The organism is Amycolatopsis solani, from assembly GCF_033441515.1.
Taxonomy (GTDB): Bacteria; Actinomycetota; Actinomycetes; order Mycobacteriales; family Pseudonocardiaceae; genus Amycolatopsis; species Amycolatopsis solani.
Genome location: NZ_JAWQJT010000002.1, coordinates 1,269,308 through 1,282,558, shown reverse-complemented (window position 1 = coordinate 1,282,558; position 13,251 = coordinate 1,269,308). Strand labels below are relative to the sequence as shown.

Here is a 13,251-nt window from a genome sequence, read left to right as displayed (position 1 = left end):
CGGGCAACCGCTTTTTCCGGCCCAGGTCCGGGGGATACCCGGATGTCGCTCGCCCGGCGACCCGACAGAATGCGGGGGATGCGGGGGAAACACCTACTGGCGGGCGCGCAGGTGCTGGTGCTGGCGGCACTGCTGGTGTCCTACAACGACGGGCGGTTCCGGTTCCCGGCCTACCGGGTCGACCTGGACGTCTACCGGCTCGGCTCGGCCGCGCTGCTGCACGGCCAGGAGCTCTACGGCACGCTGCCGCCCACCGGCGACGGGCAGCTGCTGCTGTTCACCTACCCGCCGTTCGCGGCGATCCTGCTGGCCCCGTTCGCGGTACTGCCGTACTGGGCCGCCTGCCTGGCCCTCACCCTGCTGACGCTCGGGGTGCTGGCGCTGGTCCTCAGAACGGTGCTCCGCGCGCTCGGGGCGCGGTGCGACTGGCGGCGGGTGGCCGCGGTCCTGCCGGCGGCCGAGGCGCTCGAGCCGGTGCTGCGGACGCTCTACGCGGGCCAGATCGACCTGCTGCTGCTCGCGCTCGTCGCCCTCGACGTCCTGGTGGCCACGCCGAAGTGGCCGCGCGGGCTGCTGATCGGCCTCGCCGCCGCGATCAAGCTGACGCCGGCGGTGTTCCTGCTCTACCTCCTGCTCCGCCGCGACACCCGGGCCGCGGTGACCGCCGGCGTCACGTTCGTGGCCGCGACGGCGCTGGGGTTCCTGCTGGCCGGCGCGGACTCGGTGCGCTACTGGACCGGCGCGCTGTGGGACACCGGCCGCGTCGGCGAGCCGACCTACGCCGGCGACCAGTCGCTGCTCGGGCTGCTCGCCAGGGCCGGGGTGCCGCCCGGCGCGCGGACGGCGTGGTGGCTGCCCCTGGTGGCCGTCGTGCTCGTGCTGACCGCGCTGGGCGTGCGGCGCGCGCTGGCGGCGGGGGAGCGGGTCCTTGCGCTCGGCCTCAACGCGGTCGGCGGGCTGCTGGTGTCGCCGATCTCCTGGACGCACCACTGGGTCTGGGCCGTCGTCGTGCTGCTCGGGTGGGCGGAGCTGGCCCGCCGCACGCGGCGGCGCGGGCTCGCGGTCCTGGCCGGCGCCGGCGCGGTGCTCTTCGTAGCGGGTCCGCAGTGGTGGTGGCCGCGCGGCGGCGAGGTGGAGCGCCACTGGACCTTCGCGCAGCAGCTCACCGGCAACGGCTATGTCCTTTTCGGACTCGCGGTGCTGGTCACGGCGGTGCTGGTGCGGTTGCCCGGCCCGGAGGACGACTTCAGCGGCGCTGTCCCGGCCCGTGCGGCAGCCAGCCCGCTCCCAGGATGAGCATGGCCGTCCCGAGGCCGAGGGCCAGGCAGACGCCGGCGTTGTTCATCGGCAGCACCTCGGAAACCGCGTCGGGCAGCGGGAGCAGCCCGGCCAGCCCGGCCACGGTGTAGACGCCGCCGGCGGCGACGAGGAACCGCGCGGCCAGTCGCGAAGAGCGGGTGCAGAACACCGCGGCGGCGCCGGTCAGCAGGTGCGTGAGTGCCCACGGCCCGGACACCGCGAAGACCCCGAAGAGTTCGCGCGGGCCGCCGCCGTCGGCGACGCCCGACATCAGCTCCAGCGCGGCGAGCACGAGGAACAGCAGGCCGATCAGCATGCCCATCCCCTGCACGGGGGCGGGGCCGCGCCGGGCCTCGGGTTCGGTGGCCGTCATGGTGGTCAGGTTCCCCGTGCGAGCCCTTTTAATGCACGCCTTCCGGGGTAACCGGGGTACCGACGAAAGGGTGACCGATGACCGAGTACCGCCACACCGCGACCGCCGACATCCCCGCCGACGAGCTGTTCGCGTTCTTGAGCCACCCGGAGAACCTGCCCCGGTACTTCCCGGAGATGAAGGTGGCCGAACCGCGGGGCGGCGACACCGTGCACGTCGAGGCCGAGGTGCACGGCGAACGCGTCGCGAGCGAGGCCTGGCTGCACACCGACCCGGGCACTCGCTCGCTGAAGTGGGGTGCCGAGGGCCCCGACGACTACCACGGCGAACTGCGGATCGCCGAGTCCGGCCCGGCGGCCTCGGAAATCACCGTGACGCTGCACAGCGTCCGCGAAGCCGGCGGCGGCGAAGTCCAGCGGGGCCTCGAAGAGACGATCGCCGCGATGACCCACGCGGCGACCGCCGACGCCGACGTCGAAGCCGCCGAAGGCCAGGGCGGCTGGACGAACTACGACGCCAAGAGGGATTCGTCGAGCTGAGGCGGGAACGGCCCGTAGGCGTTGCCGCGGGCCCCGCGGGTGCGCAGTGCGGGGATCGCGAACAGCAGCTTGAGCAGCGCCGGCGGCGCGGTGCCGCGCCCGCGGGCCCGCGCCGCGGCGGCCCGCCGCTCCACCCGCACCTGGTCGGCCTGCACCCGTTCGATCGCGCGGATCCGGTCGGCCTGCACGGCCGCGAGGTCCTCGCCGGTGACCGCGCCGCGGCGCAGCGCCGGGATCAGCCGGTTCGCCGCGGCGACGGCGTCCTGCACGGCCATCAGGATGCCGTTGCCGCCGACCGGGGAGATGACGTGCGCCGCGTCGCCGAGCAGCAGCAGGCCCGGGCGGTGCCAGCGGTCGACGCGGGAGATGTCCACCGACAGCAGCGTCGTCTGCGAGAAGCCGGTGAGCAGGTGCGCCCGGTCGGCCAGCCACGGCACGCGCTCGCGCACGAACGCGCGGATCGGCTCGACCCCGCGCTCGCGCAACGCCGGGTACGCGCCCTTCTCGATGCTGTAGCCCACCTGCCAGTCGCGGACCCCGCCGAGGACGCCGACGTAGGCGTCGCGGCCGAAGTAGAGGTCGAGGTCCGCGTCGGGCGGGTCGCCGGGGGAGCGCGGGAGCCGGAACCAGAGCAGGTCGGTGGTGGCGCCGAGCGGCCGCGCTTCGAGCCCGGCCAGGCGCCGGACGGTCGAGAACCGGCCGTCGGCGCCGACCACGAGCGACGTCTCCAGCTCGCCACCGCGGAAGCGGACCCCGGTGACGCCGCCGTCCGCTTCGAGCAGCCCGGTGACCTTGGCGTTCGTGCGGAGGGTGAACGTCGGCAGCGCGGCGGCGCGCTCGGCGAGGAAGTCGAGGAACCGCACCTGGGGCATCAGCGCGACGTAGCCGAACGGCGTGCGGAGGCGGTCGTAGTCGGCGCAGCTGTAGACACCGGCCGGGGTGTGGAAGCGGAACGAGCGCGCCTTGAAGTGGTCGAGTTCCAGGAGGTCTTCGGCGAGGCCGAGCCGGTCGAGCAGTTCGAGCGTGTAGGGGTGCAGCGAGTCGCCGCGGAAGTCGCGGTCGAAGTCGGACCGGGCTTCCAGCACGGTGACGTCGATGCCGGCGCGGGCGAGCAGGTAGCCGAGCAGCAGCCCGCCGGGACCGCCGCCCGCCACGGCGACGCTCACGCCGGGTCCACTGTGGACAGCCGGAACACGGCCATGCCCGGCAGGTGCTCGAGGATCTGCTCGTGGCTCGCGTCCTGGGGGACCGGGAAGGCCTTGATCGCCCACGGCACGGACATCGCGGCCAGGTAGGTGGCGACGACTCGCGCGGCTTCGTCGCCGCCGGCCGGTTCGGCACGGGCCTCGGCCCGTTCGCCCGCCGCCAGCAGCGCGCACTCCGGCGTGGCCAGGAGGTTCACCACCCAGTCGCGGTCGCGGACCGGCGAGACGAGGTAGCGGCCGCCGTCCTTCGCCACCACGGCCAGCGGCACCCGCCGCGGCGTGCCGGAGCTGCGGCCGCGGGTCTCGACGACGCGCAGCGCGTACCCGCCTTCGGGCGGCGGCTCGGCCGGGATCCCGATCAGCTTCGCGGTCATTTCGGCGTTCATCGCTCGGACGTCCACGCGGTCCACGGTAGCAAAACTCGCTAGATTTTCTAGCTAACTTAGAATGGCCTGGTGGAAGACGCTCCGGTCGCCCTGCGGGTCAACTTCGCCCTGCGCGAAGTGCTCTCGCTCGCGCACGACGTCCAGGCGGCGCTCGCCCGCCGGCTCGGGCTGGGCGCCACCGACGTGCAGGCGCTGCAGCACTTGGCGTTCGGGCCGCCGATGGGCCCGGTCGACCTCGCGCACGCGCTGAAGATCCGCTCGGCGTCGGCCACCGTGCTGGTCGACCGCCTCGAAGCGGCCGGGCACGTCCGGCGCGGCCCGCACCCCCGTGACGGGCGCCGGGTCACGCTCGTCCTCAGCGAGACGGCCCGCGACGAGGTCCGGGCCGCGCTCGCCCCGCTGGTCGACGCGCTCACCCGGCTGACGGACGGGCTCGCGCCGGAGCACGCCGAGGTCGTGGCGCGATTCCTCGGCGACACCACGGAGGTGCTGCGGGCATACGCTGCGGAGCCGCCGGAAGCGGGCTAGCGTTCCCCGCATGCGAGACGAGCCCGCGCTGTGGCTGTTCGCCGACCAGCTCGGGCCGCACTTCCACGGCACACCCGAGCACCGGCACCGGGACGTCCTGGTGATCCGTTCGGCCGCGGCCTTCGCCGCGAAACCCTTCCACCGCCAGAAACTGCACCTGGTCCAGGCGGCGCTGCACCGGCTCGCCGCCGACCTCGGCGACCGCGTCACGCTGATCGACGCGCCCGACTACCGCACCGGCCTGCGCCGCTACGGGCGGCCGGTGGTGGTGCACGAACCGACGTCGCACGCGGCCGACGCCTTCGTCCGGCGGCTGCACGGCGAAGGCCTGGTCACGGAAATCCTGCCCACGCCCGGGTTCGTGCTGTCCAAAGCGGACTTCGCGAAGTGGGCCGAGGGGCGCACCCGGTTCGTCATGGAGGACTTCTACCGCGACCAGCGCCGGAAGTTCGGCGTGCTGCTCGAAGCCGACGGCGAACCCGAAGGCGGGCACTGGAACTACGACCACGACAACCGGCAGCCGCCGCCGAAGACCACCCGCCTCGACGTCCCGGCGCCGTGGCACCCGCGGGAGAACGAGATCGACGACCGCGTCCGCGCCGACCTGGACGCGGCCGAGCGCGCGGGGGAGATCCACCCGGTCGGCGTGGACGGGCCGCGGCGGTTCGCCGTCGGGCACGAGGAAGCGCAGCGCGCGCTGAAGCGGTTCCTCGAGCACCGGCTGCCCGTGTTCGGGCCGCACCAGGACGCGATGCTGACCCACGACTGGGCGATGGCGCACGCGCTGCTGTCCGTCCCGCTGAACCTCGGGCTGCTCGACCCCCGCGACGTCGTCCGGCAGGCGGAAGCGCGGTACCGGGCCGGTGACGCGCCGCTGAGCAGCGTCGAGGGGTTCGTCCGGCAGGTGCTCGGCTGGCGCGAATGGGTGTGGCACCTGTACTGGCACCACGGGCCGGAGTACCTGCGCCGCAACGCTTTGCAGGCGAAGCGGAAGGTGCCGGAGTGGTGGCTCTCGCTGGACGCCGACGCCGTCGAAGCGGCCTGCCTGCGGACCGCGCTGGCCGGCGTCCGCGACCGCGGCTACGCCCACCACATCGAGCGCCTGATGGTGCTGGGCAACCACGCGCTGCAGCGCGGCTACGACCCGGGCGAGCTGAACCGCTGGTTCGCCACGGCGTTCGTCGACGGCTTCCCGTGGGTGATGCCGGCGAACGTGATCGGCATGAGCCAGTACGCCGACGGCGGCGTCGTCGGGACCAAGCCGTACGCCGCCGGGGGCGCCTACATCAACCGGATGAGTGACCACTGTCCGGGGTGCGTGTTCGACCCGAAGAAACGGACCGGGCCGGACGCGTGCCCGTTCACCGCGGGCTACTGGGCGTTCCTGGATCGCAATGCCGCGCGGCTGAAGGGAAATCACCGCATGCGGCAGCCGTTGAGCGGCCTGGAACGGCTCGCCGACCGGGCCGAGGTCGTCGCCCGGGAGGCGGACCGCGACCACTTCTGAGTTCGCACCATCGTGTGACTAGCCGGGTTTCGCGGGTGCTCGTACGGTTGTTTGTCTCCCTTTCCCCGGCGAAGGCGATCCCCATGCCCGACGCAGATCCGCGCGCTGGCGTGCTGTCCAAGCGTGCCCTCGTGACCGCGTCCCACGCGGTCGAGCGCGCGGCGTTGGCCGAAGGCGCGGGCGCCGACACGGTCGTGTTCGCGCTGTTCCAGCGGCTCCCGTACTTCGAACGCGAGCGGGAGGTGTACGCGAAGATCGCCCGGCGGGCGGCGGTGACGGTGGTCGGCATGGTCGACTCCGGCCGCCCCGACCTGCCGCACGGCGTCACCCCGGTGCTGCTGCGCCCGGACGAGCCGATGGCGCGGGAGTGGTCGGTGGCCGTGCTGTCGCCGACGTTCGGCGCTTCGGTCGTCGCGCAGGACCTCGACGAGATCGACCCGCAGGCGTCCGCGGTCGAGGCGGCCCGCCTGTTCCGCGGCCGCTGGGGCCTGCGCCGCGACGAGGCGTACGCCGAAGTGGTCCGCCTCCGCGACGCGATGGGCGACCGGCTGCCCCCGGCGGTCCGCCGCAAGGTCGGCGAGGTGCTGGCCTCGGTCGAGGCCCCGGCGGCGCTCGACGTCGAAAGCCGTGCCGAAGCGGCGCTGCGGCACGTGGCGTCGAGACTGGACAAGGCTCGCTCGCGTGCCGAGCCGCGTCCGGCGACCGGCCCGGCCGTCGACCCGGACACCGGCCTCGACACCATGGTGGGCATCCGGTCCTGGCTCGGCGACGCGACCGACACGGTCCCGCTGGGCCTGGTCTTCGTCGCGGTCGACGACCCCGGGGTGGTGGAACGGCGCCACGGCACCCGCATCCGCATGCACACCGAGCAGAACATCGCCGACCTCCTGCGCGACGGCCTGCGCCCCCTCGACCGCGCGGTCCGGCTCGGGCCGGGGGAGTTCCTGGTCATCCAGCCCGCGGTGCACCCGGCCGAGCTGACCGACCGCAGCCGCCGCCTGGAGCAGCGGCTCGCGGCGCTGCACGCGACCTACCCGTTCGTGGACTTGCACCCCCGCACGACGACGTTGCTGACCCGCCGCCGCCCGCTGCCGCTGCACAGCCTGCGAGCCCAGCTGCGCGAAGTCCCGGCGGTGACGCTGTGGCCGCCGAGCCAGGGGTCGCTCCCGCTCCCGCAGGCCCGCCCGGTGGCGCTGCGCTCGGGCGCGGGCGAGTGGTTCCAGTGAGCGTATAACGACCTATACGGCGGGGCGGGGGGTTACGTGGTCCGGGACCGCGCGCTCGACCGCCGACACGAGCGCCCGCAACGCGGCCACCTCCGCGGCGAGCGCCTTGCGGCCCGCCGGGCTGATGGTGATCCACGTGCGGGGCCGCTTGCCCTCGTAGCCCTTCTCGACGTCGATCAGCCCGGCCTCGTCGAGGATCGTGACGTGCCGGGACAGGTTGCCCGCCGTCATGTCCAGCGTCCGGCGCAGGTACCCGAAATCCACCTTCCCGGCCTCGGCGGCGATGGTGAGGACGCCGAGCCGGTGCCGCTGGTGGACGGTTTCGTCCAGGCCGGCCGCGGGGTGCTCGCTCATGCGCGCACCCGCCGCTCGTACCAGGCCGCGAAGGCGGCGCCCGCGAGCAGCACCAGCCCCGGGGGCAGCGTGTTCGTGAACGCCATCGTCGTTTCCCCGTCGTAGCGCGGGAAAAGCCCGAGGTGGAAGAACACGTGCTGGACGTTGTAGAGGTTGACGAGCAGGGCCGAAGCCGCGAAGAGTCCGCTGATCACGCCGAGCACCCGGCTGCGTTCCAGCCACGCGAGCCCGAGCAGGCCGAGCGCGATCGTGAGGAGCGGCGCGTAGGGCCGGGCGGGGGCGAGCGCGAGGTCGAGCATCGCCAGCACGACGAAGCCGGCGACCATCGCGACGGCCGTGGCGGCGCCGCGCGCGCCCCGGCCGGCGAGCCGCGAGCGCAGCCACAGGAACCCGCCACCCGTCAGGAGCGCGACGGCCGCGACCGGGACGGTGAACGACGGCTGCGCGTACGGCGACCGCCCGACGCGGTAGGCGAAGGACTCCACCACCGGCAGCCCGAACGAGATCGCGAGCACGCCGACCAGCCCGATCGCGAGGTAGCCGCGGATCGGCGTCCGCACCCCGCTGCGGCGGCCGCGGTGGAGGTACCAGGCCGCGGTGGCCAGGAACCCGCCGACGACGGCGGCCAGCCAGTACAGCTGCAACGGCGTCCCGAACCACACCCCGGCAACCCCGAACCGCGGCGGCCCGCCTTCGGCCCACAGCGGCGCCGCGAGCACGAGCACGCCGAACAGCACCAGCGGCGGGACGTAGGCGTGCCGGTCCGCCCGGGTCCGCGCCCGCAGCCGCGTCATCTCGTCGAGCAGGGCGGCGGGTGGCAGGTCGGTCATGCGGGCTCCCCGGATCCGTAACAGGTTTGTTGGGCAAACCAGATCTGCGGGTGAACCTAGCGCACGGCTGGGGTGGTGCGGAAGCCTAGGCGGCGATCGCCAGCACCAGGCCGGTCCCGGCGATGGCCACGCAAGCCGCGATCGTCGTGCGGCGGTAGTGCAGGATCAGCGCCGCGAACTCGCGCAGCAGCGCGCTCGGCAGGAAGTAGCCCGCGGTCGGGGAGCCCGTCGCGTGATAGGGCAGGTGCATCCGGCGGCACTCGACCGCCGCACGGAACACGTGGTAGCTGCTCGTCACCGCCACCACCCGCTGGGCGCCGGCGGGCAGCAGCGCCGCCGAGAAGCGCAGGTTCTCCTCGGTCGTGGTGGCCCGGTCCTCACGGCGGATCCGCTCGGCCGGGATCCCGCGCTCCCGCAGGTACGCGTGCATCGCTTCGGCTTCGGTGACCGTCTCGCCCGGACCGCACCCGCCCGACACCACCAGCAGCGGGGGTTCGGGCTCCCGCGCGGCGAGCCGCAGCGCGCGATCGAGGCGGCCGGCCAGCAGCGGCGGCACCCGGTCGCCGGCCAGGCCGCAGCCGAGCACGATGATCGCGTCGATGCCGCCGCGCCGTCCGATCCGGCTGTACACCACCGAATACACCAGCAGCGACACGAACAGGAACCCGAAGTAGCAGGCGAGCACCGCCGCGACGGCCACCAGCGCCGAGCCCCACCGCCCGAGCGGGACGAAGAACAGCGCCTCCAGCACGAGCAGGCCGGCACCGAGCCCGAGCGACAGGAGGTTGCCGGTGCTGCGCCCTTCCCGCCGCCACATCTGCACGCCGTTGACGAGCAACGCGAGGGGCAGCACCAGCGCGACGGCCGCCACCGCGGCCCCGGCCACCGCCACCAGCACCGGCGTTTCCCGCAGCAGCCACAACGTGGTCAGCAGCAGCGCGACGCCCAGCCAGACGGCGTTGCCGAGCCGGCGCGGCTCGTGGGCCACCCGCCCGGCGAACACGAGCAGCGCCACCGCGGCCGCGACCGGCAGCACCCCACCGGCGACGTTCACTACGGCCTCCTGGTCGTTCCCCGCGCGGAGGTCCAACCTAGCCCGTGCGCCGCCGCCGGCTCCGGGGGCGCCGCTAAGCCTTGTGCTGCATGCTCGACCGCGCCGGGTTCCCCTGGTCGGCCGCCTTCGGGTCCTTCTCGTCCTGCTTGGCCCGCACGCCCGCCTCGACCCGGTCGCCGAGGTCCTTGTCGACGTTGCGCCAGTAGTCGAACGCGCGCGCGAGCACCGGCTCGCCGACGCCGTTGAGCAGGTGCCCGACGATGTTGTCGACCAGCCGCCCGCGCTGGTCGTCGTCGAGCACCTCGCGGACCATCGTGCCGGCCTGGCCGAAGTCGTCGTCGTCCTCGCGCAGCGTGTACGCCGTGCGGACCATGTCGCCGTCGGTGTGCCAGCCCGCCGGCTGCCCGTACTTCGCCACGTCGGCGTGCGGGCCGCCCTTGGAGTTCGGCGCGTACACCGGATCCGACACCTTCGTGTACCGCATCGCGCCGTCCTTGCTGTAGCTGTGGACGGGGGCGACGGGCGCGTTGACCGGCAGCTGCTTGTAGTTCGCGCCGATCCGGTAGCGGTGCGCGTCCGGGTAGGAGAACAGGCGGCCGAGCAGCATCTTGTCCGGGCTGGCGCCGATGCCGGGCACCAGGTTGCTCGGCTCGAACGCGGCCTGCTCGATCTCGGTGTGGTGGTCGGTCGGGTTCCGGTCGAGCGTCATCCGCCCGACGTCGATCAGCGGGTAGTCGGCGTGCGGCCACACCTTCGTGAGGTCGAACGGGTTGAACCGGTAGGTCTTGGCGTCATCGAACGGCATGACCTGCACCTTCAGCGTCCAGCTCGGGAAGTCGCCGCGCTCGATCGCCTCGTACAGGTCACGCGTGTGGTAGTCGGTGTCGGCCGAGGCCATCTGGTCGGCTTCGTCCTGCGTGAAGTGCTCGACGCCCTGGTCGGTCTTGAAGTGGTACTTCACCCAGAAGCGTTCACCCGAAGCGTTGACCCACATGTACGTGTGGGAGCTGTAGCCGTTCATGTGGCGCCACGTCCGGGGGATGCCGCGGTCGCCCATCAGCCACGTCACCTGGTGCGCCGACTCCGGCGACAGCGTCCAGAAGTCCCACTGCATGTCGTGGTCGCGCAGGTTGTTGTCCGCGCGGCGCTTCTGCGAGCGGATGAAGTGCTGGAACTTCAACGGGTCGCGGATGAAGAAGACCGGCGTGTTGTTGCCGACCATGTCGTAGTTGCCTTCGCTGGTGTAGAACTTCACCGCGAAGCCGCGCGGATCGCGCCAGGTGTCGGGGCTGCCCCGCTCGCCGGCGACGGTGGAGAAGCGGATCAGCAGATCGGTCTTCGTCCCCGGCTGGAACACCGCCGCCTTGGTGTACGCGCTGACGTCGCCGGTCACCTCGAACCGCCCGAACGCGCCGCTGCCCTTCGCGTGCGGCTGGCGTTCCGGGACGCGTTCGCGGTTGAACTGCGCCATCTGCTCGATGAGGTAGTTGTCGTGCAGCAGGATCGGGCCGTCCGGGCCGACGGTGAGCGAGTGCTCGTCGCTCTCGACCGGGATCCCGGCGTCGGTGGTGGTCGGTTCGGTCACGGTGATGCCTCTTTCCGGGAAGTGGTGGCGCGGCAGGCGGGGCACCGGCCCCAGAACACCACTTCCGCTTCGTCGATCGAGAAGTCGTGTGTGTCACCCGGGGTCAGGCACGGTGCCGCGCCGACCACGCAGTCGACGTCTTCGGTCCGGCCACAGGAGCGGCACACGACGTGGTGGTGGTTGTCCCCGGCCCGCCGTTCGAAGCGGGCGGGGTGACCCGGCAGTTCGATCCGCCGGATCAGGCCGGCGTCCGCGCACGCGCCGAGGACGTCGTAGACGCCTTGGACGGACACGGAACCCAGCACCGAGCGGACCCCGGTGCCGATTTCGTCCACTGTGGAGTGAGGATGCCCGGCCAGCCACGTCAGCACCGCCCGCCGGGGCGCGGTGACCCGCAACCCGGCGGCCCGCAGCGCGGTCGTCACATCGCTCATGACACCCCACCGTGCGCGCTTCTTCGGAACGGGTCAAGTCCACGGATGGACTGTTTGAGAGCCCGGAAAACGGGTATGGGACGGGATTTCTGGCATCGTGGAGGGGTGAGCGAGCAACCGGCTTTCGTGCTGCACGAGCACTGGCGGCCCCGGCACCACTTCGACCTCCGCCTGGAGGAGAACGGCGTGCTGAGGTCCTGGGCCGTCCCGCGCGGCCTGCCCCCGGACACCCGCGGCAACCGGCTCGCGGTCGCGGTGCCCGACCACGCGATGGACCACCTCGGCTACGAGGACGAGACTAAGAAGATCGCCGACACGGGGTGGTGGGAGGAGCACGACCGGACGGCGAAGCGGATCTTGTTCACGTTGCACGGCCGGGCGGAGGCGGTGCGGTACGCGCTGATCCGGACCGAGCGGGATTGGCTGCTGCACCGGACCCGGGACCAGCCGGCGGCGTAGCGAACCACGGCCTTCGCGCGACTTCCCCGCGTGCTGACTTCACTGCTGCCCGGCCTGCGCGAGGTGCGCACCCCGATCGCGAGCGGTTTCGCGTGGCTGCTGGTGGCGTGGCTCGCGGTCGCCGACCACCTGCCGAAGAGCCGCCCTCCGCAGCACGTCTTCGCGACCCTGTGGGACCTGGGTTCGTACGTCGGCAAGGGCGGCCTGCTGGTCGTGGTGTCGTTCGCGGCCTACCTGGTCGGGGCGTTCCTCGAAGTCGATCCGCTGCACCTGTGGGAGCACGGCGGCCGCCCGCGGTGGATCAACCACCTGCGCGACCTGGCCCGGCGGGGCCGCTTCCACCACGGCGGCGTCTTCCCGCTGTCCGATCAGACCCAGCGCGACCTGCACGACTTCACCGCCGAGGGGTACCGGTTCGACTCGGCCGACCACCCCCGCCTGTACCTGCCGTCGGGGATCATGCGCGAGGAGCGCCAGCTGGCCACCAAGCTGCAGGCCGCCAACGTCGAGCTCTACAACCGCTACGACCGCGTGCTCGCCGAGGCGACCTTCCGGATCAACGTCACCCCGCCGCTGGTCGTGCTGGCCGTGGTCGTCGGCTGGGGTTCCGGGGCCGGCGCGTGGCTCGCCACCGCGATCACCGCGGCCGCCGTCGTCGCGGGTGGGTTGTTCTTCCGGCAAGGGGTCCGCTGTGCGATCCGGTCGCGGGACATCATCGTTCAGGCGGTGGTCGCCGAGGTCATGCCCTCCCGCTTCCTCGGCAGCCTCGCCCAGGCCGGCGAGCCCGCCTGACCCGGGTGCATCGCCCGGTGTGCCCACTGCCCGAGCACCGCGAGCAGCGCGATCTCCAGCACCATCATCAGCCGCTCCACCAGGCCGGTCGCCACCGTCGGCAGGTGGCCGCCCAGGATGACGTTCACCGCGAACGGGATGATGAACGGCAGGTAGAACGGGATCGCGGCCAGGGCCAGCCGCCGGGACCAGGTGGCGAAGCGGCGCCAGCGGGGGTCGTCGCGGTGGCGGCGGCCCAGCGCCCAGCCGACGATCGGCAGGCTCAGGCACGTCACCGCCGACGCGTAGAGGTGGATCTTGCCCGTCGCGGTGATCGCGCCCCCCTGTGGATCCTTCGCGAACACCGCCACCGCCAGCAGGCTCACGCACCACAGCGCCTTCGCCGCCACGAGCGCCGGGTTCGCCAGCAGGCCGCGGCGGTAGAGCGCGACCAGCAGCAGCGCCGAGCCCGTGCTGGTCAGCAGCAGCGCGCCGTCCCACAGCCAGCGGCCCGGGCTCAGCGCGTAGTCGCTGAGCATCGTGCTGACCGGATCCAGCGGGGCCACCCGCCGGTCGAGGTGCAGCACGGCCAGGAGCACCACGGCCCCGGCGAAGGCGGCCAGCGCCCCGGGGACGAGCAGCCGGGCGCGCAGGGAAGGACTGGTGGGCGAAGGGCACAGCATGCGTGGAAACACTCCGGA

General features: G+C 73.0%; 16 protein-coding genes. 7 read left to right on the top strand and 9 right to left on the bottom strand.

The annotated features are described in order from the left end of the window. Nucleotides 1-78: 78 nt before the first annotated feature. A complete protein-coding gene (locus SD460_RS26460; protein ID WP_290061975.1) occupies nucleotides 79-1,296 on the top strand; it encodes a glycosyltransferase 87 family protein in 1,218 nt (405 codons plus the stop codon). Here the strand turns inward: SD460_RS26460 and SD460_RS26455 are convergent. Next, nucleotides 1,247-1,672: a DUF4383 domain-containing protein gene (locus SD460_RS26455; RefSeq protein ID WP_290061976.1), complete on the bottom strand. Its 426-nt coding sequence runs from the start codon at nucleotides 1,670-1,672 to the stop codon at nucleotides 1,247-1,249. The genes SD460_RS26460 and SD460_RS26455 overlap by 50 nt on opposite strands. A 77-nt stretch (nucleotides 1,673-1,749) precedes the next feature. Between SD460_RS26455 and SD460_RS26450 the strand changes: the two genes are divergently transcribed. Next, a complete protein-coding gene (locus SD460_RS26450) occupies nucleotides 1,750-2,211 on the top strand; it encodes an SRPBCC family protein (RefSeq protein ID WP_290061977.1) in 462 nt (153 codons plus the stop codon). Here the strand turns inward: SD460_RS26450 and SD460_RS26445 are convergent. Together SD460_RS26445 and SD460_RS26440 are read right to left on the bottom strand one after the other, a co-directional pair. After that, nucleotides 2,181-3,377, bottom strand: a complete 1,197-nt coding sequence (locus SD460_RS26445; protein WP_318306873.1) for an FAD-dependent oxidoreductase — start codon at nucleotides 3,375-3,377, stop codon at nucleotides 2,181-2,183. The two genes, SD460_RS26450 and SD460_RS26445, sit on opposite strands and share 31 nt — an antisense overlap. Next, on the bottom strand, nucleotides 3,374-3,817 hold the full coding sequence (locus SD460_RS26440; RefSeq protein ID WP_290057624.1) for a nitroreductase family deazaflavin-dependent oxidoreductase: 444 nt from the start codon (nucleotides 3,815-3,817) through the stop codon (nucleotides 3,374-3,376). The genes SD460_RS26445 and SD460_RS26440 overlap by 4 nt, the downstream gene beginning before the upstream one ends. A 54-nt stretch (nucleotides 3,818-3,871) precedes the next feature. Between SD460_RS26440 and SD460_RS26435 the strand changes: the two genes are divergently transcribed. From SD460_RS26435 to SD460_RS26425, 3 genes are all read left to right on the top strand, one after another. After that, nucleotides 3,872-4,330 (top strand): MarR family winged helix-turn-helix transcriptional regulator, encoded by a 459-nt coding sequence (locus tag SD460_RS26435; protein WP_290057623.1) that lies wholly within the window; start codon nucleotides 3,872-3,874, stop codon nucleotides 4,328-4,330. Between the two features lie 10 nt (nucleotides 4,331-4,340). Then, entirely contained in the window at nucleotides 4,341-5,837 is a 1,497-nt protein-coding gene (locus SD460_RS26430; RefSeq protein WP_290057622.1) for a cryptochrome/photolyase family protein, read from the top strand. An 83-nt stretch (nucleotides 5,838-5,920) separates the two neighbouring features. Next, on the top strand, nucleotides 5,921-7,063 hold the full coding sequence (locus SD460_RS26425) for a DICT sensory domain-containing protein (RefSeq protein ID WP_318306872.1): 1,143 nt from the start codon (nucleotides 5,921-5,923) through the stop codon (nucleotides 7,061-7,063). A 12-nt stretch (nucleotides 7,064-7,075) separates the two neighbouring features. Here SD460_RS26425 and SD460_RS26420 read toward each other — a convergent pair whose 3' ends face one another. The 5 genes from SD460_RS26420 to SD460_RS26400 all read right to left on the bottom strand — a co-directional run bounded on the left by SD460_RS26420 (nucleotide 7,076) and on the right by SD460_RS26400 (nucleotide 11,320). After that, on the bottom strand, nucleotides 7,076-7,417 hold the full coding sequence (locus tag SD460_RS26420; RefSeq protein ID WP_290057620.1) for a winged helix-turn-helix domain-containing protein: 342 nt from the start codon (nucleotides 7,415-7,417) through the stop codon (nucleotides 7,076-7,078). Then, a complete protein-coding gene (locus SD460_RS26415; protein WP_290057619.1) occupies nucleotides 7,414-8,247 on the bottom strand; it encodes a hypothetical protein in 834 nt (277 codons plus the stop codon). The genes SD460_RS26420 and SD460_RS26415 overlap by 4 nt, the downstream gene beginning before the upstream one ends. 85 nt (nucleotides 8,248-8,332) lie before the next feature. After that, on the bottom strand, nucleotides 8,333-9,301 hold the full coding sequence (locus SD460_RS26410) for a YdcF family protein (RefSeq protein ID WP_290057618.1): 969 nt from the start codon (nucleotides 9,299-9,301) through the stop codon (nucleotides 8,333-8,335). Nucleotides 9,302-9,374: 73 nt separating this feature from the next. Further along, the gene (locus SD460_RS26405) at nucleotides 9,375-10,886 is read right to left on the bottom strand and encodes a catalase (protein WP_290057617.1); all 1,512 of its coding nucleotides are present in this window, start codon (nucleotides 10,884-10,886) and stop codon (nucleotides 9,375-9,377) included. Next, nucleotides 10,883-11,320 (bottom strand): Fur family transcriptional regulator, encoded by a 438-nt coding sequence (locus SD460_RS26400; protein ID WP_290057616.1) that lies wholly within the window; start codon nucleotides 11,318-11,320, stop codon nucleotides 10,883-10,885. The genes SD460_RS26405 and SD460_RS26400 overlap by 4 nt, the downstream gene beginning before the upstream one ends. Before the next feature lie 105 nt (nucleotides 11,321-11,425). Here SD460_RS26400 and SD460_RS26395 point away from each other — a divergent pair, with 105 nt between their 5' ends. Together SD460_RS26395 and SD460_RS26390 are read left to right on the top strand one after the other, a co-directional pair. Further along, a complete protein-coding gene (locus SD460_RS26395) occupies nucleotides 11,426-11,779 on the top strand; it encodes a DNA polymerase ligase N-terminal domain-containing protein (RefSeq protein WP_290057615.1) in 354 nt (117 codons plus the stop codon). 30 nt (nucleotides 11,780-11,809) lie between these two features. Next, nucleotides 11,810-12,571 (top strand): hypothetical protein, encoded by a 762-nt coding sequence (locus SD460_RS26390; RefSeq protein WP_290057614.1) that lies wholly within the window; start codon nucleotides 11,810-11,812, stop codon nucleotides 12,569-12,571. Here SD460_RS26390 and SD460_RS26385 read toward each other — a convergent pair. Next, nucleotides 12,499-13,233 carry a DUF998 domain-containing protein gene (locus tag SD460_RS26385; RefSeq protein ID WP_290057613.1) on the bottom strand — a complete coding sequence of 245 codons (735 nt, stop codon included), beginning with the start codon at nucleotides 13,231-13,233 and terminating at the stop codon, nucleotides 12,499-12,501. The two genes, SD460_RS26390 and SD460_RS26385, sit on opposite strands and share 73 nt — an antisense overlap. Nucleotides 13,234-13,251: the final 18 nt, after the last annotated feature.